30 protein-coding genes, 2 tRNA genes and 1 pseudogene are annotated in these 25,633 nt (G+C 61.7%); 14 read left to right on the top strand and 19 right to left on the bottom strand.

The features are described 5' to 3' along the window. Nucleotides 1-78: 78 nt before the first annotated feature. Nucleotides 79-273: pseudogene (locus AC0L3I_RS21865) on the bottom strand (transposase zinc-binding domain-containing protein); the annotation flags it as partial. A 3-nt stretch (nt 274-276) separates the two neighbouring features. After that, the gene (locus tag AC0L3I_RS21860) at nt 277-1,188 is read right to left on the bottom strand and encodes a tyrosine-type recombinase/integrase (RefSeq protein WP_473528190.1); all 912 of its coding nucleotides are present in this window, start codon (nt 1,186-1,188) and stop codon (nt 277-279) included. Nucleotides 1,189-1,824: 636 nt separating this feature from the next. Between AC0L3I_RS21860 and AC0L3I_RS21855 the strand changes: the two genes are divergently transcribed. Next, nucleotides 1,825-1,980, top strand: coding sequence for a non-canonical purine NTP pyrophosphatase (locus AC0L3I_RS21855; RefSeq protein ID WP_473454491.1), 156 nt, complete (start codon nt 1,825-1,827; stop codon nt 1,978-1,980). A 23-nt stretch (nt 1,981-2,003) separates the two neighbouring features. Here the strand turns inward: AC0L3I_RS21855 and AC0L3I_RS21850 are convergent, their stop codons facing one another. The 11 genes from AC0L3I_RS21850 to AC0L3I_RS21800 all read right to left on the bottom strand — a co-directional run bounded on the left by AC0L3I_RS21850 (nt 2,004) and on the right by AC0L3I_RS21800 (nt 9,633). Continuing rightward, nucleotides 2,004-3,293: a tyrosine-type recombinase/integrase gene (locus AC0L3I_RS21850; RefSeq protein ID WP_473528189.1), complete on the bottom strand. Its 1,290-nt coding sequence runs from the start codon at nt 3,291-3,293 to the stop codon at nt 2,004-2,006. 212 nt (nt 3,294-3,505) lie between these two features. Next, a tRNA-Phe gene (locus AC0L3I_RS21845) sits at nt 3,506-3,581 on the bottom strand. Between the two features lie 185 nt (nt 3,582-3,766). Beyond that, nucleotides 3,767-3,964, bottom strand: coding sequence for a DNA gyrase inhibitor YacG (yacG, locus tag AC0L3I_RS21840; protein WP_095491465.1), 198 nt, complete (start codon nt 3,962-3,964; stop codon nt 3,767-3,769). 13 nt (nt 3,965-3,977) lie between these two features. Continuing rightward, the gene (locus AC0L3I_RS21835; protein ID WP_473528188.1) at nt 3,978-4,604 is read right to left on the bottom strand and encodes a Maf-like protein; all 627 of its coding nucleotides are present in this window, start codon (nt 4,602-4,604) and stop codon (nt 3,978-3,980) included. A gap of 27 nt (nt 4,605-4,631) precedes the next feature. After that, nucleotides 4,632-4,850 carry a translation initiation factor IF-1 gene (gene infA, locus AC0L3I_RS21830; protein ID WP_006200926.1) on the bottom strand — a complete coding sequence of 73 codons (219 nt, stop codon included), beginning with the start codon at nt 4,848-4,850 and terminating at the stop codon, nt 4,632-4,634. Nucleotides 4,851-4,941: 91 nt separating this feature from the next. After that, on the bottom strand, nt 4,942-5,349 hold the full coding sequence (locus tag AC0L3I_RS21825; protein ID WP_123146618.1) for an arsenate-mycothiol transferase ArsC: 408 nt from the start codon (nt 5,347-5,349) through the stop codon (nt 4,942-4,944). A 43-nt stretch (nt 5,350-5,392) separates the two neighbouring features. Continuing rightward, on the bottom strand, nt 5,393-5,878 hold the full coding sequence (locus AC0L3I_RS21820; RefSeq protein WP_473528187.1) for a UPF0262 family protein: 486 nt from the start codon (nt 5,876-5,878) through the stop codon (nt 5,393-5,395). Between the two features lie 6 nt (nt 5,879-5,884). Continuing rightward, the gene (gene hisD / locus AC0L3I_RS21815) at nt 5,885-7,177 is read right to left on the bottom strand and encodes a histidinol dehydrogenase (RefSeq protein WP_123146620.1); all 1,293 of its coding nucleotides are present in this window, start codon (nt 7,175-7,177) and stop codon (nt 5,885-5,887) included. A 10-nt stretch (nt 7,178-7,187) separates the two neighbouring features. After that, entirely contained in the window at nt 7,188-7,622 is a 435-nt protein-coding gene (locus tag AC0L3I_RS21810; protein ID WP_473528186.1) for a DUF2948 family protein, read from the bottom strand. Nucleotides 7,623-7,997: 375 nt separating this feature from the next. Further along, a complete protein-coding gene (gene murA / locus AC0L3I_RS21805; protein WP_123146622.1) occupies nt 7,998-9,290 on the bottom strand; it encodes a UDP-N-acetylglucosamine 1-carboxyvinyltransferase in 1,293 nt (430 codons plus the stop codon). A 124-nt stretch (nt 9,291-9,414) separates the two neighbouring features. Next, entirely contained in the window at nt 9,415-9,633 is a 219-nt protein-coding gene (locus AC0L3I_RS21800; RefSeq protein WP_473528185.1) for a hypothetical protein, read from the bottom strand. Between the two features lie 259 nt (nt 9,634-9,892). Here AC0L3I_RS21800 and AC0L3I_RS21795 point away from each other — a divergent pair. After that, nucleotides 9,893-9,967: transfer RNA gene (locus tag AC0L3I_RS21795), tRNA-Thr, on the top strand. Between the two features lie 111 nt (nt 9,968-10,078). Here the strand turns inward: AC0L3I_RS21795 and AC0L3I_RS21790 are convergent. The 5 genes from AC0L3I_RS21790 to AC0L3I_RS21770 all read right to left on the bottom strand — a co-directional run bounded on the left by AC0L3I_RS21790 (nt 10,079) and on the right by AC0L3I_RS21770 (nt 13,790). Beyond that, nucleotides 10,079-10,552, bottom strand: coding sequence for a DoxX family protein (locus AC0L3I_RS21790; RefSeq protein ID WP_473528184.1), 474 nt, complete (start codon nt 10,550-10,552; stop codon nt 10,079-10,081). A 12-nt stretch (nt 10,553-10,564) separates the two neighbouring features. Next, nucleotides 10,565-11,350, bottom strand: a complete 786-nt coding sequence (locus tag AC0L3I_RS21785; protein ID WP_473528183.1) for an HvfC/BufC family peptide modification chaperone — start codon at nt 11,348-11,350, stop codon at nt 10,565-10,567. Then, a complete protein-coding gene (bufB, locus tag AC0L3I_RS21780; RefSeq protein ID WP_473528182.1) occupies nt 11,337-12,368 on the bottom strand; it encodes an MNIO family bufferin maturase in 1,032 nt (343 codons plus the stop codon). The genes AC0L3I_RS21785 and bufB overlap by 14 nt, the downstream gene beginning before the upstream one ends. A 44-nt stretch (nt 12,369-12,412) precedes the next feature. Continuing rightward, entirely contained in the window at nt 12,413-12,682 is a 270-nt protein-coding gene (locus AC0L3I_RS21775) for a BufA1 family periplasmic bufferin-type metallophore (RefSeq protein WP_473528181.1), read from the bottom strand. Nucleotides 12,683-12,914: 232 nt separating this feature from the next. Then, nucleotides 12,915-13,790 (bottom strand): patatin-like phospholipase family protein, encoded by an 876-nt coding sequence (locus AC0L3I_RS21770; protein WP_473528180.1) that lies wholly within the window; start codon nt 13,788-13,790, stop codon nt 12,915-12,917. 216 nt (nt 13,791-14,006) lie between these two features. Here AC0L3I_RS21770 and AC0L3I_RS21765 point away from each other — a divergent pair, with 216 nt between their 5' ends. The 12 genes from AC0L3I_RS21765 (at nt 14,007) to AC0L3I_RS21710 (ending at nt 24,282) form a co-directional block, all read left to right on the top strand. Beyond that, complete coding sequence (locus tag AC0L3I_RS21765; RefSeq protein WP_473528179.1) at nt 14,007-14,255, top strand: hypothetical protein; 249 nt, start codon at nt 14,007-14,009, stop codon at nt 14,253-14,255. 193 nt (nt 14,256-14,448) lie between these two features. After that, on the top strand, nt 14,449-14,724 hold the full coding sequence (locus AC0L3I_RS21760; RefSeq protein WP_473528178.1) for a hypothetical protein: 276 nt from the start codon (nt 14,449-14,451) through the stop codon (nt 14,722-14,724). A 242-nt stretch (nt 14,725-14,966) separates the two neighbouring features. Further along, entirely contained in the window at nt 14,967-15,881 is a 915-nt protein-coding gene (locus AC0L3I_RS21755; protein ID WP_473528177.1) for a LysR family transcriptional regulator, read from the top strand. Between the two features lie 194 nt (nt 15,882-16,075). Next, complete coding sequence (locus tag AC0L3I_RS21750) at nt 16,076-16,576, top strand: cupin domain-containing protein (protein WP_128169139.1); 501 nt, start codon at nt 16,076-16,078, stop codon at nt 16,574-16,576. A gap of 92 nt (nt 16,577-16,668) precedes the next feature. Next, nucleotides 16,669-17,874, top strand: coding sequence for an MFS transporter (locus tag AC0L3I_RS21745; RefSeq protein ID WP_473528176.1), 1,206 nt, complete (start codon nt 16,669-16,671; stop codon nt 17,872-17,874). Nucleotides 17,875-17,983: 109 nt separating this feature from the next. Continuing rightward, a complete protein-coding gene (locus AC0L3I_RS21740) occupies nt 17,984-18,448 on the top strand; it encodes a DUF302 domain-containing protein (protein ID WP_123146630.1) in 465 nt (154 codons plus the stop codon). A 218-nt stretch (nt 18,449-18,666) separates the two neighbouring features. Further along, nucleotides 18,667-19,449: a 3-hydroxybutyrate dehydrogenase gene (locus AC0L3I_RS21735; RefSeq protein ID WP_128169136.1), complete on the top strand. Its 783-nt coding sequence runs from the start codon at nt 18,667-18,669 to the stop codon at nt 19,447-19,449. A gap of 26 nt (nt 19,450-19,475) precedes the next feature. Further along, the gene (locus tag AC0L3I_RS21730; protein ID WP_473528175.1) at nt 19,476-20,633 is read left to right on the top strand and encodes a patatin-like phospholipase family protein; all 1,158 of its coding nucleotides are present in this window, start codon (nt 19,476-19,478) and stop codon (nt 20,631-20,633) included. 44 nt (nt 20,634-20,677) lie between these two features. Then, entirely contained in the window at nt 20,678-22,072 is a 1,395-nt protein-coding gene (locus tag AC0L3I_RS21725; protein ID WP_473528174.1) for an NAD(P)/FAD-dependent oxidoreductase, read from the top strand. A gap of 19 nt (nt 22,073-22,091) precedes the next feature. After that, nucleotides 22,092-23,438, top strand: a complete 1,347-nt coding sequence (locus tag AC0L3I_RS21720) for a dihydrolipoyl dehydrogenase family protein (RefSeq protein ID WP_473528173.1) — start codon at nt 22,092-22,094, stop codon at nt 23,436-23,438. A 140-nt stretch (nt 23,439-23,578) separates the two neighbouring features. Next, nucleotides 23,579-23,821, top strand: coding sequence for a hypothetical protein (locus tag AC0L3I_RS21715; RefSeq protein WP_473528172.1), 243 nt, complete (start codon nt 23,579-23,581; stop codon nt 23,819-23,821). Further along, nucleotides 23,782-24,282, top strand: coding sequence for a peroxiredoxin-like family protein (locus AC0L3I_RS21710; RefSeq protein WP_473528171.1), 501 nt, complete (start codon nt 23,782-23,784; stop codon nt 24,280-24,282). The genes AC0L3I_RS21715 and AC0L3I_RS21710 overlap by 40 nt, the downstream gene beginning before the upstream one ends. Here AC0L3I_RS21710 and AC0L3I_RS21705 read toward each other — a convergent pair. Continuing rightward, nucleotides 24,266-25,171: a LysR family transcriptional regulator gene (locus AC0L3I_RS21705; RefSeq protein WP_473528170.1), complete on the bottom strand. Its 906-nt coding sequence runs from the start codon at nt 25,169-25,171 to the stop codon at nt 24,266-24,268. The genes AC0L3I_RS21710 and AC0L3I_RS21705 overlap by 17 nt on opposite strands. Nucleotides 25,172-25,633 lie beyond the last annotated feature (462 nt).

Genomic DNA, 25,633 nt, shown 5'->3' with positions numbered 1-25,633 from the left:
TGAGCCGGGTTGGCGGCGGCGGACACAAGAGCGCGATCAAGTCGCCGCCAGCTCCCCATTACTGGATCTGCCCATAAGGCAGGAGTTGTAGGCGATGCGCCACTGGCCGCAGTCCTCGCAGGCTTCGACATGCCCGCCGAGCGCCGCGGTGCGGCAGTGCTCGATCGCCGACATGACCTTGAGTTGTTGCAGGCTCAGATGCCCTGCATGGGCGGCCCGGTAGGCGGGCCCGGCAGTGCGGAAGACGTCGGCGACCTCGACAGAGGCGCGCACGGCTCAGCCGTCGGGCGAGATCATCTCTCCCGGCTTGAACAGGCCGAGCTTGTCGAGCGGGCTCGTCACCGTTCGCACCGTGCGGGTTGCGACCTTGGTGTAGAAGGCGGTGCTATTTAGCTTGGCGTGCCCGAGCAGGACCTGGATGATCCGGATGTCGGTGCCGTCCTCCAGCAGGTGGGTGGCGAAGCTGTGGCGCAGGGTGTGCGGCCCGACCCGCTTGGCGATGTCGGCCGCCTGCGCTGCCTCGACGACCACGCGATAGAGCTGGCGGGTGCTGATGGGCTTCATCGCATGCTGCCCTGGAAACAGCCAGCCCTCGCGATGCATCACCCCCTGCTGGCGTCCGACCTTCCACCACTGGCGCAGCAACAAGAGCAGGTCTTGCGACAGCATGGCGTTCCGGTATCGCCCGCCCTTGCCGCGCTCGACACGTAGCAGCATGCGCTCGCTGTCGACGTCGGCGACCTTCAACGTCGACACCTCCGCGACGCGCAGGCCCGCGCCATAAGCGACCGACAGCGCGGCCTGGTGCTTGAGGCAGGTGGTGGCGTTGAGCAGCCGGGCGACCTCGTCGCGGCTCAGGACCATCGGCAGCTTGCGCGGGTGCGCCAGACGAACGAGCTTGCGCGCCAGATCGGGACGATCGACCGTATGCGTGAAGAAGAAGCGCAGCGCCGACACGATGCTGTTCATCGTCGGCACGGGAACACCGTCGTCCTGCTGCTCGATCTGGAACCGGCGCAGGTCGTCGGTGGTCGCTGTGTCCGGTGAACGCCCGAGGAACGTCGCCAGGCGGCCGATGTCGCGGAGATAGTTGCGCTGCGTCTCCCGTGAGAAACGCCGCATGTTCATGTCGTCGATCAGACGCTGACGAAGTGGACTGATAGGTGCATCAAGAACAGGATAGGGCATGGTCAGGCTCCTTGTTGAAGAAGCCCGTCATGCTCTGCTCCAGCCGAACGACGCTCAATGCGAGCGCGACGACCGGCTCGTGTCCTCTACCTCAACCGCAGGCGCCCTCCCGCGCAGCGGTTCGTTCTACGGCCGCGTTGCGGCCATTTCTTACTCCCGCACTTTGGCTTTTCCAGCGCTAAACCGGCCTTGGGCGATGAATGGAAACGGTCAGATGTTCCCGGTCTGTGCTCGAAAAGTCGCATAAATGGCAGACTGTAACTGCCGGGCAGATGACCGTTGACGGCAATAGATAGCGAGTCATGGCACCCAATCGTAGGTGAGCCGCATTCATGATCAGGCCGGGCCGCAAGATGCTCAGTTCCGGCCCCGATCTCGAAAGCGCGACTGAAGCCGAACTTGCTGGCATCTGCGCGCGGGCAAACAATGCGCTGAGAAGGCTTGGCTCTGGCTAGGCATTGTTCTTTGAGGCCGCGCGCATCGAAGCGCTGGGCTATCCGAACTCGCATTTTCCCGACGCTGCCTCATGGCTAGTCGATGAAGAACGGCGCGGCGCTTTCGAAGGCAAAGTCGCGCATTACGAGAGCAGCTATCATCTAATCTTGCTGTTCATGCCGTCGCCGGACAGCCAAGCGCGTGCGGAAAGCGCGCTCGTCGACTCGCATCACTCCGAAGGCGAGACAGACTCATACGTTCGTAGGTGAGACGATGGGGACTATCGCTCGCGCGCCTCGGGGATCGCGGGAGTTCTACTGGGACGTCCTTTTCTGCCCGACGATGGTGGCGGGATGACCTACGCCCATTTGGTCGTCCGGTTAGAGATTCATCTCGGTGTTTGGTATGCCGTCGCTGTGTGGGTTCAAAGCGGACGGTCGCGATGGCGTATGACCGGCAGGCTTGCCACGTCGCCCGATCGAGATCACTAGCGCGCTTTTGCTCTCGAGTTCATCCAAATAATCTGCCCACCACTGCATCATCTTGACACGCTCTTCCCAATGCTCAGCCCGGGCGTAGGCACGACGAACGTCGTTGTTTTCGAGGTGGGCCAGTTGCCGCTCTATGGCATCCGGATGCCAATTTCCGCATTCGTTTAGCAGAGTTGATGCCGTTGCTCGAAAACCGTGCGCGGTAGCTTCTTCTTTGCCATAGCCCATACGGCGAAGGGCGGCGTTAAGCGTGTTGTCGGAAATCGGACGCGAACCCGATCGAACACTAGGAAACAACAGCGATCCACCACCAGAGATTTCTGTAAGCGAGGTCAGGACGCTGACCGCCTGCCTGGAAAGAGGTACACGGTGCGGCCGTCGCATCTTCATGCGTCCTTCAGGGATGCTCCACACCGACCTTTCGAAATCGAACTCGTCCCATCCAGCCGCGCGCAGCTCGCCGGGGCGGGGAAACAGCAGGGCCATCAGCCTTAGGGCGGCTCGGGTTGTAGGCTGTCCGTCAAATGCATTGATCGCCCTCAGCAAGCCTCCCAAGGCCTTAGGATCGGTAACCGCGGCACGCGGCGTGACCGTCGGACCGACGAGTGCGCCCCTCAGGGCGATCGTCGGATCTACATCGGCGCGCGCGGTTGCGATTGCATATCGAAACACACTGCCGATGGTGGAGCGCAGTCGCCTGGCCGACTCGTATCGACCGCGAACCTCCACGCTCCGGAGAGCGGCAAGAATTGTGGCCGGATCGATCTCCCGAACGCTTTTGTCCCCAAACGTTGGATACGCAAAGTCGAGCAACCATTTGACCTTGGTGATGGTCCGGTCGGCACGTCCCTCCTTCTTCAGCTTGTCGACATAGTCCTCGGCGATTGAGCGAAAGGTGTTCTCCGCCGAAGCCTTTTGCGACTTACGCTCCTGTGCGGGGTCGATGCCCCGTAGGAGGAGACGTTTGGCGGTATCGCGCGCCTCGCGTGCCTCAGCGAGTGAGATGAGAGGATAGCTGCCCAACGCAAGAAGCTTCTGCTTGCCGCCAAAACGATAGGCGAGGCGCCACAGGCGAGATCCGGTAGGCTGCACCCAAAGCTGGAGCCCGCCACCGTCAGACAATTTCACGAGCTTGGAAACGGGTCGGGCATTTCGGCATTTTACGTCGGAAAGGGCCATTTTCGGGACCTCCATTTGGCTGCATCGATACCATCAGGATCTCCAATACCAGCGAAAATACCAGCCCCCCGCCTCGTTGGACCAACTGCGCCGAAATTCCACAAAACCCGACCATTTGCGCTTTACGCGCCGAAATCAGTAAGGATTTCAGTCGATTGCCGAGACAGAAGCGTTGAAGCTTCGGCGAAAGAGACCGTCGAGAGAAGAGGGGATGGTGCCCAGAGGCGGATTCGAACCACCGACACGCGGATTTTCAGTCCGCTGCTCTACCAACTGAGCTATCTGGGCCTGTTCCGGCACGCGGGCCGGATTTCTTGAAAGCGCCGCAGGCGCCCCTTGAAAGCGGGTGGGTTATAGCACGGGAATCCGGCCTGTCCAGCGCTTAAGCGCTGATTTCAAGCGGGAAACCAGCAGTTGCTCGACGGGCGGATTCACGGGACGAGGTCGAGGCCCGCAGGCTGCTCTGAACAGCCTCATTTGGGAGGATCGTTGTCCGTTTCGTCCTCGTCGTCGCGGGCCGGAATGACATAGGCGCCCTTGAGCCAGCGGTTGAGGTCGATGTCCTTGCAGCGCACGGAGCAGAACGGGTAGGTCTCACGTGCCGACGGCTTGCCGCACTCGGGGCAGGGCCGCTTGGGGCGCAGCGGCGTGACCTTGTCGTCCGAGCTCATGGCCGCCCCGAACTCATGGCCGAGCTGACTGCCATTTGGCATGCACCTTGAAACCCTCGCCGGTCAGCAGCGCCACTGTCTCATAGAGCGGCAGGCCGACGACATTGGTGTAGGAGCCGACAAGCTTGACGACAAAGGCGCCGGCCAGCCCCTGGACGGCATAGCCGCCGGCCTTGCCGCGCCATTCTCCCGAGGCGACATAGGCGTCGATCTCGGCGCGCGGCAGCCGCTTGAAACGCACCCTGGTCTCGACCAGCCGCTGGCGCAGCTTGCCGCCCGGCGTGATCAGGCAGATGCCGGAATAGACCCGGTGCGAACGACCTGACAGCAGGCCGAGGCAATTGGCGACGTCGTCGAACGTTTCGGCCTTGGGCAGGACGCGCCGGCCGACGGCGACCACCGTGTCGGCGGCCAGCACGAAGCTCGGCACATAGTCGTCTTCCGCCTGCAGCGAGGCCAGCGCCTTCTCGGCCTTTTCCTTCGAAAGGCGCTTGGCCAGCGAGCGCGGATGCTCGGCGCGCAGCGGCGTCTCGTCGACACCGGCCGGCAGCACGCGGTCCAGCTCGATGCCGGCCTGCTGCAACAGTTCGATCCGGCGCGGCGAACCCGAGGCAAGCACGAGCTTCTGCAAAATGCTCATCGCGATCCCGGCCGAACTCTGACGATCTTACTTGAAACGGTAGGTGATGCGGCCCTTGGTCAGGTCGTAAGGTGTCATCTCGACCAGGACCTTGTCGCCGGTCAGCACGCGGATGCGGTTCTTGCGCATGCGGCCGGCCGTGTGGGCGATGATTTCGTGTTCGTTTTCGAGCTTCACCCTGAACATCGCGTTGGGCAACAATTCCGTGACGACACCCGGAAACTCGAGGACTTCTTCCTTCGGCATTCGATACCTTTGCTTGGATGGGATTCCCAGCGCGCCGGCCGGAATTTGCGCGGAACCTATATGATAATCGTGCGCTTGTGAACATGCTTAATCAGCGCGGTTTTTTGCCTTCCGGCGCCACAAAACGGCGGCCGATCCGCGCCTTCAGCCGTTCGCGCACCTCGCGATAGGCGGCCATGATCTGCTCGCGCGTGCCGCCGACGTCTGTCGGGTCCGGCATCGGCCAATATTCGACGTCGACGGCAAGCGAGCGGGTAAGCTCGAGCGCGGTGTGATGGGCTTCCGGCGATAGCGTGACGATCAGGTCGAAATAGTCGTCCTCGAGATCGTCCAGTGTCCTTGGGTGCCGTTCGCCCAGCGAAAGCCGGTCCTCGGCCAGCACGGCGTCGACGAACGGGTCGCGTTCGCCGCCGCGCACCCCGGCCGACGCCACGAAAGTTGTCGCCGGAAGCACCTGGCGCGCCAGCAGTTCGGCCATCGGCGAGCGCACCGCGTTCATGCCGCAGAAAAACAGGATCGAGCGGGGCAGAGGGGCTGGCAGCTCAGCCTCGCCAGTGCAGCACGCAGACCAGCGTGAACAGCCGGCGCGCCGTATCGAAATCGATGTCGATCTTGCCGGCCAGCCGGTCCATCAACGTCTGCGAGCCTTCATTGTGCAGCCCGCGCCGGCCCATATCGATCGCCTCGATCTGGCTGGGAGTCGAGGTGCGGATGGCGTCGTAATAGCTTTCGCAGATCATGTAGTAGTCCTTGACGATGCGCCTGAGCGGCGTCAGCGACAGGATATGGGTGACCACGGCAGCGCCGTCCTCACGCGTCACCGCGAAGACCAGGCGGGATTCGGCCAGCGACAGATTTAGCCGGTAGGGTCCGGCGCCGTCGTCATTGACCGGCTGGAAGCTGTTTTCCTCGATCAGGTCGAAGATCGCCACCGCCCGCTCATGCTCGACATCGGGCGTCGAACGGCCGATCGATTCGTCGAGTTCGACATCGATCAGCCTGGCACGGGTTCGATCGTAGTCCGCCATGTCAGTCTACATATTCAGCCGTATGGCGACGGAGCGTCCATGCGCGTCGAGGCCTTCCGCCTTGGCCAGCGCGATGGCCGCCGGCGCCAGCGCCCGCAATTGCTCCGGCCCGAGCTTCAGGATTGAGGTGCGCTTGACGAAATCGAGCACCGAAAGCCCGGACGAGAAGCGCGCCGAGCGCGCCGTCGGCAGCACATGGTTGGAGCCGCCGACATAGTCGCCGATGGCTTCCGGCGTGTGGCGGCCGAGAAAGACGGCACCCGCATTGCGCATCCGCGCCAGGAAGGCTTCTGGCTCGTCGATGGCAAGCTCGACATGTTCGGCCGCGATGCGGTCGACCAGCGGCGGTGCTGCCTCGATTCGCGGAACAAGGATGACGGCGCCGAAATCGCGCCAGCTCGCCGCCGCCGTCTCGGCGCGCGACAGGTTTTTCAACTGGCGTTCGACCGCCTGTTCGACCGCCGCGCCGAAGGCGGGATCGTCGGTGATCAGGATTGACTGCGCCGACACATCATGCTCGGCCTGGGCAAGCAGGTCGGCGGCGATCCAGTCCGGATCGTTGCTGCCGTCGGCAACGATAAGCACTTCCGAAGGCCCGGCGATCATGTCGATGCCGACCGTGCCGAACACCTGGCGCTTGGCCGCGGCAACATAGGCATTGCCGGGGCCGACGATCTTGGCGACCGGCTTTATCGTCTCGGTGCCATAGGCAAGTGCTGCGATCGCCTGCGCGCCGCCGACACGGTAGATTTCGGATATGCCGGTCAGATCCGCCGCCACCAGCACCAGCGGATTGATGATGCCGCCGGGCGCCGGCACCGCCATGACGATGCGCTCGACGCCGGCGACCTTGGCCGGTACGGCGCTCATCAGCACCGAGCTTGGATAGCTCGCCGTGCCGCCCGGCACATAGAGCCCGACCGCCTCGATCGCCGTCCAGCGCGAGCCGAGCTCGACGCCGATTGCGTCCGTATAGCGGTCGTCCTTTGGCCGCTGCCGCTCGTGGTGGGAGCGGATCCGATCACGGGCGAATTTAAGCGCCTCGATCGTCTGCGGGTCGGCCGCATCGTAGGCCTTGGCGATGTCGTCTTGCGACACGGCTATGCCGAGGTCTTTCAGATCGGCCTTTTCGAATTTCTGCGTATACTCGATGAGCGCCGCGTCGCCCTCGGCGCGCACCCGCGCGATGATCGCGCGCACCACGGCGTCGACGTCCGCCGAGACTTCGCGCTTGGTCAAAAGGAACGCGGCAAAACGCTGCTCGAAATCGGCATCGGACAGACGAAGGGTGATGGCCATCTTGTGCTGCTCAGGCTCTGTGGAACGGGCGTGACGTCGCTTCCCAGGCGCCGCCAATGTCAGCCAGCCGTGCCTCGATGCACTCGACATCGAGCATGATCGCGCCGCCGCCTGAAAAGATCAGCTCGACAATGCCGGCCGGCTTGTCGAGCGCGAGGAAGCTGATCGCCAGCAGCGACAGCACCTCATCCGGCGTGTCGCGGGCAATGCCGCTGGTCTTGGCGCCCAGCACCCGGTCGAAATGCAGCACGCTTTGCCGCCGCTCATTGTGCTGGCGGAACAGGCCCGGTTTCGCCTCCCAGACGAAGCGGTTCATCGTCACCACGAAGCGCTTGACCGCCGGCATGTATTCGAGATCGCCGACCTTCAGCACGGCGTCCTGGACATGGGCCGAGACGATGCTCAGATCCTGATCGTCGAGCGCGACAAGCTTGAGAAGGTTCATGCGGATTTCGCACCTGCGAAGGTTTACATCAGTTTTCTGTTAGGCGGTCTTGGCGATCCGTGCAACTGCGCCACGGACTCTGACCAGGGCAATCGCATTTGGATTCTTACGAAGATGGACCCCCACCCTAGCCCTCCCCACAAGGGGGAGGGAACGCTGCCGCGCGCCTTTAACGTCCCCTTTGGCGCCGAAAGGCAGGCAATCTGCCGAGGTCAGCGCCAACGAGAAGTCTCCCTCCCCCTTATGGGGAGGGGTTAGGGGTGGGGGTACATCGTAGAGCGAAAGCCTCGGCTTTCCACCTGCAATAGCTCTGGTCCAGACGGAGAGAAGATGCCGAACATGCAAGGGGCAGCGCCGACCTCAGGCCCGCTACCTCTAACCCGAAATCCGTTCGATCACCGCGCCGCAGCCGGACAGCTTTTCTTCCAGCCGCTCAAAACCGCGGTCGAGATGATAGACCCGGTTGACCGTGGTCTCGCCCTCGGCCGCCAGGCCGGCGATGACCAGCGACACCGAAGCGCGAAGATCGGTCGCCATGACCGGCGCGCCCTTCAGCTTCGGCACGCCGTCGACGATCGCCGTCTGGCCGGACAGCGTTATGTGGGCGCCGAGCCGGGCAAGTTCCTGGACGTGCATGAAGCGGTTTTCGAAGATCGTCTCGGTGATGCGCGACTTGCCGTTGGCCATCGTCATCAGGCCCATGAACTGCGCCTGCAGGTCGGTCGGGAACGCCGGGAACGGCGCTGTCGTCACGTCGACCGGCGCAATGCCGGCGCCATTGCGCCTGACACGGATGCCGGAATTGGTCTGCGTGATCTCGGCGCCGGTCTGGGAAATCACGTCGAGCGCGGTCTGCAACAGGTCCGCCCGCGCACCTTCGAGCACGACATCGCCGCCGGTCATGGCGACGGCCATCGCATAGGTGCCGGTCTCGATGCGGTCGGGTATCACCCGGACGCGCGCGCCCGACAGCGCTTCGACGCCGTCGATGGTGATGGTCGCGGTGCCGGCGCCGGAAATCCTGGCGCCCATGGCGTTGAGGCATTCGGCGAGGTTGACGATCTCGGGCTCGCGGGCGGCGTTTTCGAGCACCGTTTCGCCCTTGGCCAGCGAAGCCGCCATCATTAGCACATGGGTGGCGCCGACCGATACTTTCGGGAAGACGTAGCGGTTGCCGACAAGACGGCCGTTCCTGGTCTTGGCGATGACATAGCCGGTGTCGACGTCGATATCGGCGCCCAGCACCTGAAGGCCTTCCAGGAAAAGGTCGACCGGGCGCGTGCCGATGGCGCAGCCGCCGGGCAGCGAAACCTTGGCCTCGCCCATGCGGGCGAGCAGCGGGCCGATCACCCAGAACGAGGCGCGCATCTTCGACACCAGCTCGTAGGGTGCCGTGGTGTCGACGATGTTGCGGGCGGAGAAAGTGATGGTGCGCGAATAGCCCTCCTGCTGCTTTTCGCGGCGGCCGTTGACCGAATAGTCGACGCCATGGTTGCCGAGGATGCGGATCAGCTGCTCGACGTCGGCCAGGTGCGGCACGTTTTCCAGGGTCAGCGTGTCGTCTGTCAAAAGCGAGGCGATCATCAGCGGCAGCGCGGCGTTTTTCGCGCCGGAGATCGGAATGCTTCCGGCAAGCTTGTTGCCGCCGACAATTCTGATGCGATCCATGGAAGAGCGTCCCCTCGGCCGAAAGGCCGGTTTTCAATCGGTTGAGTCTGTTGTGGCCGGTCTAGACCATTGGCCGGCTTGGTTCAAGAAACAGGATTCCCGCGCCCTGGCCAGCCTGTTGATATCAATCCTTTTGCGTTTCCCTTAAGGCGCCGAGCCCGTCCGGCCGCTTGTCGGCGGTGCGCCGCGAGCGCGACTGCGCCTTGCGCTTCTGCAGATTGGCGCGCAATTGCTCGGCAAGCCGGCTCTTGCGGTCGGCCTTTTTCGATGGGCTGTCCTTTTTCGAGGAACCGCCCTTGTCAGGTGGACCGCCCTTGTCCAGTGGAGTTGTCTTGTCGTTCATGGTTCCGTCCCGCCTGACGATTAGGGCGACGTGCGTCCGCTTGGACGCACAAAGTACGCTCTAACACTTTTGAATCTCCGCATCGTGCTTTCCGAAAACCGATTCCGATTTTCGGCCGCTGCGCCAGCCCGCTGTTCAGGGATAGCCAACATTGTGGCGCCGCCATGTCGGCAAAACCCGTCGGGGCGGGCTTTCACAGATGGCTTGCGCTTGGCCTTGCGCTTGCCGGTTCGATATGGCAGAAGCCCCGCCATCAGCGGCTGCGGTAGCTCAGTGGTAGAGCACTCCCTTGGTAAGGGAGAGGTCGAGAGTTCAATCCTCTCTCGCAGCACCAGCCGATCCCATTGAAATCGCTGAAGTGTTCTGCGACGAACCAGCCTGCAGCGACGGGAGCTGCCATTGCGCGCGGAAGGCGTAGACCGCGTGCTCGTGCCCGACGACGATTTCAGGCTCTTCGTCCAAAAGCCCAATCAGCCAAACGATCGACCGAAACCACGCCGGCGCCCCGTGTCAATACGAGAAGAAGCAACGATGCCCACAGCAGATGCTCGGCCCAATTCTCGGGGAAAACGAAGATCTGGATCACCGAAACCACACCTAGCAGCATCAGCGCGCCGAGGCGCGAGAACAGCCCGAGAAAGAGCAGCACCGAGCCAGTGATCTCGGCGGTCGTCGCCAGCGGTGCGGCGATCGACGGATCAACGAACGGCAGATTGTATTCGTTGGCGAACAGCTGCAGCGTTACCGGCCATGATGCCAGCTTCGATTGCGCCGACCGCCAGAAGACATGTGCCACCGCGATTCGGGAGGCGAGTTGGATCAGCGAAAACGGGATGCGTTCGGGCAGCCTGATGACACGCCTGTAGAAGCCGATGAGACCGGTCGAGGCGGATGAGGAATATTCTGGTATCGCAGTCATGATTGTCTCCATTTAGTTTGAAAGGGGATGCGCCGGGATCCGGACATCTGTGACGAGCCCGTCGCCGAACAGACGCACGAGCGCGGACACGAGATCGAATGACGGATCGAGAGCGACGGCGCGGGCGATTGCATGTTCCAGGCCGAGGCCGTGCTTCAGTGAATGCCGGATCGCGAAATTGGCGCGATCGAGAAGAACCAGGCGGACGCTCTCACCGGCCCGCCACAACGCCACGCGCTCGGGACGCCTTTCCCAGGCGCTGTGCTGGTCGACCGCCGTCTCCTGCTGATGGGCCGTCCATACGGACAGGATCGACCAGTGCGAAACGATCAGCCGCAGGGATGGCTGCAGCACGATATCGGGCGAAGGCCCCAGATCGGTGCCGTCATATTCCGAGAGGGGGCGGGGTGGATGCGAAGCCGCGTCGAGCGCTTCGGCAATGGCCCATTCGAGCCGCGCCGTTTCAGCCACGACCGGCATATCGGAAAGCGTGTCGATGGTTTTCAGGAAGCGTGGGAAGCCGGCGCCATAGCGCGCCAGCCGAGACTCCACCGGCGGATGGCGTCGAATGAACTCGCTCGCCACGAAACGAAAGAAGCGCTCGTCGACCAAGCGAACCGTGACGGGAAAGACCGCCATCAGCACTACGGTAAGCGAACTGCGCGTGTTGTTCTGGTAGATACGCAGGCGGGCCAATGGATCGGCCTTGCCGGCGGTTAGCATTTTCGCGGTGACCATTGGCTCCATGGTGAGCACCGAGCGCGCCATGGTGGTCTGCAGGTGTTCAAGCGGCAGCATGGTATCCCCCCTCTATTGGCGGCATCGCCGCAGGCATGGCCGGTCCAGCCTTGGCGGCAGCAAATGCCGCAAGCACGGGCATGCCGCTCCTCATGTCACTTTCGAAGGGGAGGAGGTTGGATATCGGCCGGGGCTTGGCTGTAGTAGTTTGTCTCGCGGCCTGCTTGCGGTTAAACATGATCGAAGCGGAGAGCATGTCGGCCCACATGGCTTCGCCCAGCAGCACATCGAGAACCGGGACATCGGTATCCCATTCGATAAGCGTCGGGCGCGGTCCGAGCCGGTCTATGGCATGATGGTAGAGCGTCCAGACGACCGGCGGCACGCGTGAGCCATGATCGTCGATAAGCACGGTGTCGGCTCCGACCTGATTGGTCGCATGGCCGGCAAGGTGGATCTCGCCGATGGAATCGGCCGGCAGCGCGTCGATGAAGGCTTTTGCATCATATTGCAGGTTGTGCGCCGAAACCTGCACATTATTCACATCCAGGAGCAGGCCGCAGCCGGTCCGCGCCACCAGTTCGGCCAGGAACTCTGCCTCGTTCATCGAGGAATCTGCAAAGGCTAGATAGGCGGATAAGTTCTCGATGAGCACCTGTCGCTTTAACGCGTCCTGGACTGTCTCGACGTTGCGTGCCACCACCGCCAATGCCCCCTCGTCGTAGCGCAGCGGCAGCAGGTCGTTGAGATAGGCGCCGTCGGCTACGCTCCAGGCGAGATGCTCCGAGACGAGATCTGGTTGGAAGCGCTCGCAGACCTTGCGCAGCCGCTCCAGATGATCGCGGTCCAATCCCTGTGCGCTGCCCAGCGACAGGCCAACGCCATGCACCGACAGCGGATAGATCTGGCGCAGCCGTTCCAGCGCCTCGACGCCGGCGCCGTCTCCCATGTAGTTCTCGGCATGCACTTCGAGCCAGCCAGCGGAGGGCCTGCGGGTCAGCATCTCGCTGATGTGAGGAGAGCGAAGACCGATACCTGCGGTTGCGGGGATCGCGAGGGGTTGAAACGCACGGCACATCGGTCTGCTCCATTCCAAAGGGGTTGGCTCGAAGTCTGGATCGCTCAGGCTTTCGACTTGTCGCTGCCGCCGGTGATCTTGGCGCAGCTGCCGGCAGGCAAGTAAAGCCAGGAATCCGGCTGGTTGTCGGCGGTCGCGGTGCCGGCACATGAATGTGTTGCGGTTTGGCAGTCGTTCTGGCCGGCTTTGACGACGCCGTAGCACTTCTCGAAGGCGAAGTCGGGCTGGGCGGCGGGGCCGCTGTGGGCGGCCGTGGCGGCCAGCGAAGTGGCAGCCGCGAGGGCCGATCCAATGAGGGTTTTGGCGTTGATCACAGTTGTGTCTCCTGGTTGCGTTTCGAGGGAAAGACTGACCCTGCGGCCTGTCTGCAAGCAGTGTCCCTGATCAGACGGCCGAGCTGAAATGCTGTCTCGGCATGGATTTGATACGCGGTCACTATGTTGAAGGGGCCTCAAGCAAAAAAGCCCTCCGGCGGGGAACCGGAGGGCTTGGCGCCTGCATTCGTGAACAGGGCGAAGCAGGCGCGGCTAGGCGGGAGGGAGGCGCCTAGACGTATCGGTTTTTGTTATCGACGGCAGAGCGTTCGCCCACAAAGAGGTGATCGCCCAGAAGCCAATCATCGGCTCTTTCCCGCCCTCTGTCACGCATGTCGGTCAACTCACCCCAGTCGGTCCAGGGTCTCAAGAATAGCGCTGCGCCAGCCCGGCGCCGACCGTCGAAGATGGTGTGAATCTGTGTGGGCTTTATTGCACCATGACCGGCGGCGAGGCGACAAGCCCCGCACGGCGTCATGGACGTGGAGGGCTTGCTGGCGATGATTAGCCGATGACCGCCTTCAGCCGGCTGGACCGGTGGTAAACCCGAAAGGTCGCCGTCGCCCCAATAGGTGTCGCCGTCGATCTCCACGGCCGGGAAGAGGAATGGGATTGTGGCCGCCGCCACGATCGCGTCGATCGACAATTGATCGCTGGTGAAGGTCTTCACAGCATCGGTGCGGGCATTTGAAGCCAGGATGCTGAGTTTCACCGGGCAGCTATTCTTACGAATCTCCGCAATGTCGATTGACTGTTCCAGAATCGATCTCAGCGGACTGGCTGTATCGGCTGCGAACATCGATGCGTGACTGACGCGTCGCCAGAAGTTGGTAAGCGCCGTCCGTGCGCCACGCCGATCGCCCAGAGCCAGGCCATAGGTCAGAACCGCCGCCTCCATCGCACCGAAACCGGACGCGGTGATGTTGCCGAAGCAAAGGCCGTGCTCATCCAACAGGCGGTCGAGCACGCCCCAGACAAATGCACCGTGTGCGTCGCTTGTCAGGACAATGTCGATGAGTTGCCCGTCGTCCACCGCAGGTGTTGCGCCGGCAATGACGGCGTTGTTGTTTTCAGTTCCGGTCTGGACATGCATCTTTTTGGTCTCCATCCCAAAACGCCGGCCAGGGCGTCATATGGAGAGACTGCCGCATCATCCCCTCAGGGCGAAATGCCAAGGTAGCATGAACTCCATAGGCAGATTGCATTGGCTGCAATTCCGCGCGGCAAGGTTCGTCCAAGCAGGCAAGACAACGCGATCTTGTCCGCTCTGACACCGGCGCCCCGACGGCGGCTTGAACAACTTCCAGCGTATAGAGGGTGCGTCATGAGAATTCGAACTATCTGGCTGGCGGCGATTGCCATCGGTCTTCTTGCCGGGGTGGTTTCTGCAGACCCCTTCAGCGACCCGGCGGCGTTGCCCACCTTCTATACGGACGCCGGGGTGAAGACGATGAAACCGATGGCCGGTTCAAGAAGGGCCTGGTCCGTGACCAAGGCCTGCAACGACCCGGCAATGAGCAAGCCCCATGCCGCATCCTGCGCCAACATCCTGGTGTTCGGCGGCGTCAATTAGCGGTTGTGCCGCCAAGCATCCATGGGATGCAGAAGCGGCATAAACTCCATACGCAGATGGCATTGGCGGGTTGGCGGTCGATTGCAGCAATGTTTCGTCTCGGCAAGCAGGAACCGCAGGTTTTTCGATTGCTGTCGATCATTACCGCGGCCGTCGATGGGACGATCGCCCAACCTCAGAGAAGGATCATGCCATGAGTATCAAAGCTATCTGCCTCAGCGCCCTTGCCCTTTCCATTCTCGGCAGCGTCGCGTTTGCCGGGGCGCTCGACGAACCATCCAACATGCAGCCGTTTTACGCCGATGCGGGCATGAAGACGATGAAGTCGGACAGAGAGTTCAAAGCAGCCTGGAATGCGATGTCGAAGGACAAGCGGAACGCGATGAAGAAGGAATGCAACGACGCGGCGATGAGCAAGCCGTATGCCGAGTTTTGCGTCAAGGTCCATCAGCTTGGCGGCAACAGCTAATCGCCGCTTGACCTATTTCGCTGCAATAAGAGCATGATGGCGAGCAAATGCTCGCCATCATTGTTTTTAGGTCAGCCTGAGCGACGCTTTAGCCGTAGCGAAGCGATCCGCACCTTGACCTCAGAAGGCATCATGACGGGCCGTTATCGACTTTATAGCGGCAGCGCATTGGCACGACGGGACGCTTTGCGGCAGGCTCCGAAGCCAGCATATGAACCATATGCAGTTCGGGGACAATCGGCATGGACATTCATCACATCCGCTATTTTCTTGCTGTCTGCGAGACACGGAATTTCACGCGCGCTGGCGAAAAATGCAATGTCACTCAACCGGCCCTGTCGCGCGCCATCCAGCAGCTTGAGGAAGAGGTCGGCGGCTTGCTTTTTCGCCGCGAGCGAAACCTCACCCATCTCACGGATCTAGGTGCTCTGCTGCGACCCCGTTTCCAGCAGATCCTCGACGAACTGACCGGCGTTCGGCAAGAGGCATCAAGGTTTCTCTGTCTGGAAAATGCGAACCTCAAGGTTGGTGTCATGTGCACCATCGGCCCGCGCCGGTTCACCGGGCTGCTGGCCGACTTCAACAGACGTCAGCGGGGGATCCAGCTCCAACTGGTAGAGGGCGTGCCGGCATCGCTTTCCCAACTGCTCGAATCAGGCGAGATCGACGTCGCCATCATGGCATCGAGCGACAGTTTTCCGGAGCGCTTCCACGTGACGCCGCTTTATCGCGAGCGCTTCGTCCTGGCATTTCCCAACGGCCATAGATTGGCCCGCAACGACAATGTTTCCATTTCCGAACTCGACGGTGAAAACTATCTCAGGCGTCTCAACTGCGAGTATCGCGATCATCTTGCCGGCCTGTGCAACGATCGGGGGGTGAAGCTTAGGATCTCCTATGCCAGCGAGCGCGAGGACTGGATCCAGAACCTGGTTTCCGGAGGGCTCGGAATCTGCTTCATCCCTGAGTTCAGCGCGGTGATCCCGGGCTTGCAGGTCCGGCCCGTCATCGACCCCGAAGTCTGGCGGGAGGTATCCCTCGTCGTTGTGGCGGGACGTCGGTTCTCGCCCGCGGCATTGGCCTTCGTAAACAGCGTGAAGGCGCATGGCTGGCCGGAAAGTGCGATACCTTTGGCACCCCGCAAGACAGCGGCCTAAAGCATAGTCGAAGAGTTTCCATTCTCACGGCATGCTTTTCCCGCGCCTCCTATGTGTCGGGACGAGTGGATTACTATAGTTTTCAGGTATCGAATTGAGAGCCAGGCAGCATTTCTCTTTCTTTGCGGATCTCGTCACTCTCCTCCTCATGCCCCGCCTCCCGCGTTTGGGCACCGACAAAGGAGAAACAAGATATGGCTTCCAAAGCAATCGCATTCAGCGCGCCACTCAACGTGGCGCTAGCGCTCGGCCTTCTTTCCGCAACCGCAGCGTTTTCCGTCGCACCGGCTTTTGCAGGAGACTGCCCAGCCGGCCAGGCGGCGACCGTTGACATCCAGGAGCATCCCAGCAAGCCGGTTGGCGTTACCGATGATGTCCTTTCGGCCATCGATCTGAGCCCGAAGGGCGAGGCCTGGAAAGGTAACATGCTGCGCCTGCGCAAGCTCGTCGTGCAGCCGGGGGGTGTCGTGCCATGGCATGAGCACACCGTTCGTCCGGCCAACATCCTCGTCGTCGAGGGTTCGATCACCGAATATAGCAGCACCTGCAAGGTGGGGATCGAGCATTCGGCTGGCGACGTGAGCGTCGAATTCGGCCAGCTCGCTCATTGGTGGAAGAACAACGGCAAGGTCCCGGCGGTGCTCTATTCGGCCGACATCCTGCCGCCGGAAATGCGCGAAGATCACACGATGTGAGCCACGCGTTGCGGTGACCGTTTCCCAGCATCAGCAACTGAAAGCGCGTCCTCAGGCAGTCACCTGGGGACGTGTCGCCAAGGAGCCTCGTTATGGTGACAACGACGGAACAGACTTCCTCGACGCGGCTCCACATGGTTGCCGCGGACAGCTGGCGCTTCGGCATGATCGCTGTGATCGCCTTCCTGACACTTGTCGATCTCTTCGCCACCCAGGCAATCCTGCCTTCCCTGGTGGTAAAGTTCGGTGTCAGCCGCGCCAAGATGGGCTTTGCTGTAAATGCCAGCACTTTCGGCATGGCTGTGGCCGGCATTGCGGTGGCGCTTTTTGGCAGGAACCTCGATCGCCGCAACGGCATCTGGATCAGCCTTGCGGTGCTGGCGATACCGACTACGCTTTTGTCACAGACAGACAGCATCGTCGTCTTTGCCCTGTTGCGTGTCGTCCAGGGCTTGTGCATGTCGACCGCGTTCACGCTGACGATGGCCTACCTGGCCGAGCATTTTTCTGCGCGGCAGACGACAGGTGCGCTTGCGGCCTATGTAACCGGCAATGTTGCCAGTAACTTCTTCGGACGGCTCATGTCGGCCGCCGTCGCCGATACGTTTGGCATCTCCACCAATTTCCTGACGTTCGCCGCCCTCAATCTGATTGGCGCGGCACTTGTCTGGTTCACGCTGCAGAAGACATCCGCAATGATGCGCGCCGACGCGATAGGCGAGCCTGCCCGCGCGGCCTGGAAGAGCCCGCTGAAGAACGCCGAGCTGCGCGCCTGTTTCGCGATCGGCTTCCTGATCCTCTTCGTCTTCATAGGCACTTTCACCTATGTCAACTTCCAGCTCGTCGCTGCCCCGCTATCGCTGTCGCCGATGGCGTTGGGACTGGTGTATTTCGTCTTCCTGCCTTCCATGCTGACCACGCCGCTCGCCGGGCGGGTCGCTGCCGGCCTCGGCCCAAGGATCGGCATCGATGCGACGCTTGCGCTGGCGATCCTGGGTTTGCTTCTGCTGCTCACGAGCCGCCTTCCCATTGTTCTCGGCGGGATGGCGCTGGTCGCCATTGGCACCTTCCTGGCGCAGGCAATAGCGACAGGACACGTCAGCCGGACCGCCTCGCGCGACCGCGCCGCCGCAAGCGGCATCTACCTTGCTTCCTACTATGCAGGCGGGCTCGCCGGCAGCTTCGTCATTGGACAAATCTACGACCGGATCGGCTGGACCGCATGCGTGGCCGTGCTCGCCGCAGTCCTCGCCGGCGCGATCGCGGTCGCGCGGTCGTTGAAGTCGCCGACCGCCTGACGATCGGGAATTCGTCGACTGCAAGGCGACTAATCTAAGGCGGGAATGAATAAGGATATCAATGTAATAGCCAAAATCCATGCAACCCACAAAACCAAAGGAGACTGATATGACCACCTACCTGAAAACCTTGATTGGATGCGCCGCCATGCTGATGGCGATCGTCGTCCCGGCTGCCGCTTCGGATGGCGTCGTCACGGTGAAGAGCGACTATTCCATCGCGGAGACAGTTGCCCGCATCAAAAAGGACGTCCTCAAGAAGGGCATCAAGTTTTTTGGCGTCATCGACCAGGCAAGCCTTGGCCAGAACGCCGGCAATGATGTCAGGCCGTCGCGGCTGGTGATGTTTGGCAATCCGGCGCTCGGCACGACCTTCATCACGTCCAATCCGCAAGCCGGTCTCGACTGGCCGGTGCGCGTGCTGGTCTACCAGGCCGCAGATGGTTCAGTTTATGCCGCCTACAGCGATTTCGACTGGATCGCCAAGCGGCATGGAATTACCGACCGCGCGCCGCAGTTCAAGATGGCGACCGAGGTCATTCAGTCCGTGACCTCGACGATCAGAAAGAACTGAGGGTGGACATGTGCCAGAGAGCCGCCGCCCGGGCATGCGAGGCCGGCGCCGAGCTGATGATCTGACCGTCGGCTATCGAATCCATATCTCAACGGCATTTCCGCTGCTTCGAGCGGTTCGCCATACTTGCTCCAGAACTCAAGACTGGGCGCGGAAGCCCGTTGCTCGCAGCCGTTTGCCGGCACTTCCGGTCGCAGCTCCAACCGAAGGAAACAACGATGCTCAGAGGAAAGACAGCACTCATCACAGGCTCGACGAGCGGCATCGGCCAAGGCATCGCCGAGGCCTTTGCGGCCAAGGGCTGCAATATTGTGCTCAACGGTTTCGGCGATGCCAAAGAGATCGAGAAATTACGCGCCAGGATTGCTGCCGACCATAGGGTCACCGTTCGCTACGACAATGCTGACATGAGCAAGGGCGGGGCGATCACCGCGATGATGGACAAGGCAATCGCCGAGTTCGGCGCCGTCGACATCCTCGTCAACAATGCCGGCATTCAGCATGTCGCGCCGATCGACGACTTTCCGATCGAGAAATGGGAGGCGGTCGTGGCGATCGATCTGATGTCGTCGTTCTACACGATCCGGCGCGCCCTGCAGGCGATGAAGGAGCGCAAATGGGGCCGCATCATCAACGTTGCGTCCGCTCACGCCCTTGTCGCCTCGCCATTCAAGTCCGCCTATGTCGCCGCCAAGCATGGGGTCGCCGGCTTGACCAAAACGGTCGCGCTGGAAGTCGCCGAGCAGGGCATCACCGTCAATGCGGTTTGCCCCGGATACGTCCTCACCCCGCTGGTCGAGAAGCAGATACCGGACACAGCCAAGGCCCGCGGCATCACCGAGCAGCAGGTCATCAAGGACGTGCTTCTGGCGGCCCAGCCGACCAAGCAGTTCGTGACCGTGGCCGAGGTTGCGGCGCTCTGCGTGTTCCTGGCTTCGGATGACGCCGCCTCGATCACCGGTGCGATCATGCCGATCGAAGGCGGCTGGACCGCCCATTGAATGCGGCAACGAGGAGCGAAAAGACAATGAACAAGATCACGCAAAATCCTTCGACGTCGGAACCTGCGCCGGAGGCCGGCCGTGTGGCCGATGGTTCCATCCAGCGCCAGACCGTGTTGGTCCTCCAGGGCGGTGGCGCCCTCGGAGCCTATCAGGCCGGCGTCTATCAGGCGCTCGTTGAAGGCGGGATTGAACCGGATTGGGTCATCGGCACCTCGATCGGCGCCATCAACGCGGCATTGATTGCCGGAAACGAGCCGCAAGACCGCCTGCCGAGGCTGCGCGAGTTCTGGGACGGCGTCAGCCGAAGCAGCCCGTTCGATGAGTTTTTCCGGATGATGGTTCCAAGCAACATCTTTGCCAACATGGGCACGGTGATGCACGGCATTCCGGGGTTCTTCGAACCGAACCCAAGCGCCATGTTCGGGGTGAATCGCGAAGTTGGTGTGGAGAATGCATCCTACTACACCACCGATCCGCTCAAAAGGACTCTGAGCAACCTGATCGACTTCGATTATCTCAATCGGCGCCACACGCGGCTGACGGTCGGCGCGGTGAACGTCAACAACAGCGAACTCAAATATTTCGACAGCCGCGAGATGACGCTGTCGCCGGCGCACATCATGGCATCGGGCGCCTTGCCCCCGGCGTTTCCGGCGGTTTGCATCGACGGCGAGCCCTATTGGGACGGCGGCATCTATTCCAACACCCCCATTGAAGTCGTGCTCGATGCCCGGCCGCGGCGCGATGCGCTGATCTTTGCCGTCAACATGTGGCAGCCCCGCGCCACCGAGCCGAAATCGATCTGGCAGGTGATGGGGCGGCAAAAGGACCTTCAATACGCCAGCCGAGGCCGGAGCCACGTGGCCCGGCAGGAGCAACTGCATCGTCTTCGGCACGTCGTTCGCGAAATGGGAAAGCTGGTCCCCGAGGAGCGGCGCGAGGATCCGATGTTCAAGGAACTCGCGTCCTACGGCTGCCCTTCGGTCATGCACCTGGTTCGGCTGCTTTCACCGCGCCTCGATGGCGAGGATCACACCAAGGACATCGACTTCACCCGGGCAGGCATCCGCACGCGCTGGCAGGCAGGATACGACCATGGCGAGCGCGTGCTCTCGGAGAGGCCGTGGGAATGCGACGTCGACATGCTGCAAGGCATCGTCATCCACGAATCGCAAGAGTGATTTTTCAAGCGCGGCGACACCGAGGAAAGTGACGGAGAATACCAATGCAGATCATCACGCCGGGAAAACGACTGGTTCCGGAAGCCGTGCTCGCCAACAACGCCGCGCTGTTCCGCACGATACCGGAGACACCATCCCATGCGGATAGCTCGCTGCATCGCGTGGTCATCGTTGGTGGCGGTGCGGGTGGACTGGAACTGGCGACCCGCCTCGGCCGCAAGTTCGGCAAGCGGCGGCTTTCCGTCACGCTCGTCGACCGCAATCGCACCCATGTCTGGAAGCCGCTTCTGCACGAGGTCGCCTCAGGCGCACTGAGCGCATCCAACGATGCGGTGGAATACATCGCCCACGCCAGTCGCCACCACTATCGATACCGAATCGGCGAGGTCGTCGGCATCGACCGCGCCAGGCGCCAGGTCTTTGTCGCGCCAAGCTTCGATGACGATGGCAGGCAAATCATCCCGCCACGTGTGCTGGGCTACGACACGCTGGTGCTGGCCGTCGGTAGTGTCAGCAACGATTTCGGCACGCCAGGGGCGGCCCGCCACGCAATCGCGCTCGATTCGGCCGATCAGGCCGCCCGGTTCAACAACCGCATGATAGACGCCTGCCTGCGCGCCAATGCGCAATACGAGCAGCTGTCGCCAGGCCAGCTCCATTGCGTCATCGTTGGGGCGGGGGCCACCGGCGTCGAGCTGGCTGCCGAGCTGCACAAGTCGATGCGGGAAATTGCGTCGCACAACCTCGACAACATCGATTTCGAAAGACTGATCCGCATCACCATCGTCGAGGCGGGGCCGCCCATCTTGCCGGCTTTGCCTGAACACCTGGCACGCGCATCAGCGCGCTTGCTTGTCGATTTGGGCGTCCAGATACGGTGTGGGACCAAGGTCACCGAAGTGACGGAGGACGGCGCCAGGCTTGGCGAGAAGCTGTTTGTGCCGGCCGAACTCGTCGTCTGGTCCGCCGGCATCAAGGCGCCGGATTTCCTGAAAAAACTCGATGGCCTCGAGACTGATCACATCAACCGCCTGCTCGTGAATGCGACATTGCAAGCCAGAGGGGACGAGAACGTGTTTGCGATCGGCGACTGCGCGAGCTGTGTCTTGCCCGGCGAGGACAATCCCTTGCCACCGCGCGCCCAGACAGCCCATCAACAGGCTGATCACCTGGTCAAGGTGGTCGCCGCGCGTCTCGAGGGACGGGCCGCACCGACATTCCGTTACCGCGACTACGGATCCCTTGTTTCGCTTGCCGACTACGGCTCGTTCGGCAACCTGATTGGCGGACTTAGGATTGAAGGTCTGCTCGCCCGGCTGATGTATCGCTCGTTCTACAAGCTGCATCGCAAGGCTGTGCACGGGACCTTGAAGACCGCGCTGGACACGATCGCCGGGATCCTGGCGCGCCGCAACAAACCCCGAGTCAAATTACATTGAATCCCCGGAGGGCAAGACGGTGGAAAAATATGATGTGGTGATCCTCGGCGGGGGCAATGCGGGGATGGGTGTTACAGTGGCTACGCGCGCCGCCGGCCTGTCGGTGGCCATGATAGAGGCACGCGACCTCGGCGGCACTTGCCCCAATCGTGGCTGCACGCCGAAGAAGGTCCTCGTCGCGGCGGCCCACGCGCTCCATGAGATCGAACAGGCCGATCGGCACGGGATCACGGTCGATACGCCGAGGATCGACTGGCGAGCCCTGATCGACCGTGAAAAGGATATGATCAGGGACATTCCCTCCCGCCTGTCCGGATTGATGGCCGAGCGCGGCGTCGATGTCATCGTCGGCGAGGCCGTGTTCATGGGCAGCAATACCATCAGCGTCGCCGGTCGCGAGCTTGAAGCCAGGAACATCGTCATCGCAACCGGTTCGAAGCCGCGTTCACTGCCAATTCCAGGCGCCGAGCACCTGACCATTTCGGACGATGTCCTGAACGACCCGGTGCTGCCCCGCGCGGTGGTGTTCGTCGGCGGCGGCGTCATTGCCTTCGAACTGGGCCACGTTTATGCGCGCGCCGGCGTCGACGTGACGATCCTCGAAGCACTGCCGCATCTGCTCGGAGGTTTCGACGCCGATGCGGTTGCCCGGATCCGTGGCGCGAGCGAAGGCATAGGCATTCGTATCCGCACACTGGCCTGGGTCAAGAGGATCGATAAGGTCGACGGGCGGTCGCGCGTCACCTTTGTGGCGGATGGCGTCGAGTGCGCCGTGGATGCGGACAGGGTTGTGAATTGCGCCGGACGTGTCGCCAACGTCGAGGGGCTCGACCTCGGCGCCGGCGTCATCGCGCATCGCGAAGGCCGCATCGAGATCGATGATCATCTGCGCTCGCGTTCCAATCCTGACGTCTACGTCTGCGGCGATGCGGTGTGGAATTCTCCGCAGCTTTCGCCAGTAGCGACCTATGAGGGCGGCATCGTCGGCCGAAACATCGTCGATGGGCCGAGACACCGGCCGGACTATAGCCAGATACCGGCGTGTCTCTACACGGTCCCCGCCCTGGCCAGCGTCGGGCTGACCGAGGCCAAAGCGAAAGAGCAAGGCGTTGGCGTCAGGGTCCATGTGAACGACATGCAGGGCTGGCTATCCGCGAGGACCTATGCCGAGACCGTCGCGTGGTCGAAGGTCATTGTCGAGGAGACCGCGGACAGGATCGTCGGCGCCCACATGGTGGGCCATGCCGGCGAAGAGTTGATCCATCTTTTCGCGCTTGCCATGAAACACGGCATCACGGCATCGCAGCTATCGGACATGGTCTACGGCTTCCCTACTTTCGCCTCGGATGTCAGGAACATGATGTAACGAATTGAGCGGAGGCAGCGAACAGAATATGAACCTCGCTTGTGCTCGATGCACGCAGGACATCGAATCCATGCAAGAAAAGCATGGCCGTGGCCGATGGGTTTCGATGAAAGGCTGCATCAAGCTATGAATGAGCAGAAATGGCCGCCGACGACCAGACAATGACACTTGAACAGTCCGTGCAGGCTGCCGTCGAACTCGATGCGCCGTTGAATGAGCGGCTGGAGGTGGTCGCAAGGCTGTTCGCCGCCTCAACGGCGATTTTGCCGATGCGGTCGACCGCCTGGTGTCACGCCTGCAGGAGCAGGGGGCAGGGGCGATGGCGCCGGCGCCTGGCGATCTCATGCCAGCCTTCCTCCTGCCTGACGACAGCGGCAAACTGATCGGATTGGCGGACCTACTGAAGCAGGGGCCGGCAGTAATAATCTTCCAGCGGGGTCACTGGTGCCCTTATTGCCGCTTGAATGCGATCGGGATCGTAGAGGTCCAGGAGGAGATTGCCGCACTGGGTGGCCAAGTGGCGGTGATCATGCCCGAACGACGCAAATTTGCGAAGGCGATGAAGGCTACGGTAGGTGCCCAGTTTCCATTCCTGACCGACATGGACAATGGCTATGCGCTCTCACTCAACCTCGCTATCTGGGTCGGGGCTGAAATGGAACGGTTGATGGGAGTTGGTTATGATCTCCCTAGCTATCAGGGCAACAGCAGCTGGTTCCTGCCGATCCCGGCGACTTTCATCGTGGGCACGGACGGGCGGATTACAGAGCGCTTCGTCGATCCGGACTACCGCCGGCGAATGGACATCGACGACCTGATTATGGCGCTCAGGCGGGCTCGCTAACGCCAAATGGCGACCAGTCCGTCGATCGCAACAGGTTGAGCAGCGTCGTGGCGACTGGCGAACGATGCCGGCCGGCGACCGCGTATACGGCGACCACGCGCGAAATGTCGACATCCCGCAGCTTGAGTCTGCGGACACTCGACGACCGCGGCGCTGTCGTGGAGACGAAGCCCACACCGGCGTTGGCCTCCAGCAGCGCCAGTAGGTCGTGGTCAGTCTCGACCTCATGGGCGGCCTGAGCCGTGAACCCTTTGGCAGCGAGGCGACGCGACAGCTCCTCGCTTGTTTCCCAATCGATCCGGCTGAGCACCGGTTCTCCGGCAAGCTGATCGAGCGCAACGTCGGATTCGTTGCGACGGGCGAGCGGATGATCGGAATTCACCACCAGCTCGATCTCCTCCTGGAAGAGCGGCCAAGTGTCGAGCCGATCCCAAGCCGCCTCCAGCGGGCCGGCCACCGCCAGCTCGACGTCACCATTCTTGAGCGCATCGACGACAGCGGTCGGCGAACCGCGACTGATCTTGAGATGCACACCGGGATAAGCCCGAAAAAGCTCCGTAAACGGCGAAACCAGCAGCGCTATGTTCACGCTGTTGGAAATGGTGACATTAAGCGGTGCCACGTCGCTGCTTTGCACTGCTTTGGCGAGTGATTTGGCGGACGTGGCGGCATCATAACATTGCTGCAGCAAAGGCAGCATGCGCCGGCCCAGTTCGGTCAGGTGAGAATGCTGGCGCTCGCGCCGAAGGAGCTCTCCACCCAGCTCGTCCTCAAGTGTCTTGATGGCGCGCGTCAATGCCGGTTGCGTAACGTTGCACTCTTCCGCCGCCCTGGTGAAGTTCAACGTGCTGGACAGGGCCAGAAAATAGCGGACCTGCTGCATTTCCATGAACCTTCGCCCCCCTCAGCGAAATCCGATTCGTCAGCAATAGCTAATTTGCGCCTATGCTAACGCAACAAGGGGCCGAGGCAAAGGCAGGAGCACGTTTCCTCAGATGTTGGCCGATTTCGACTTACTGATTGAGATCATTTAGATGTTTGTCACAATGCTACAAAGTTCATTGCAAGCTATTGATTTCATTGACACGAATTAGAGTTCAATCCTCTCCCTTTGGATTAGCTGGGAGAAAGTTACATCGGCACCGACATGGCTCCGCCACTTGCTATCTGTAAGCCAGCTTTTCTGGAAAGCTGATTGATCGGACAAGGGATACACAAATCCAGAAACGGTCCCTACATTGCCCCGTTGTTAACGAGTTGTCCGTTAGAAAATCTAAAGTGTATCCGCACAAATCAATTAAAACTGAATATATCCATATCATAAATCAGAAGTTTTCTTGTTTGAACAGTC

Source organism: Mesorhizobium sp. WSM4840, assembly GCF_055811755.1.
This window is presented reverse-complemented; position numbering and strand designations above follow the sequence as displayed.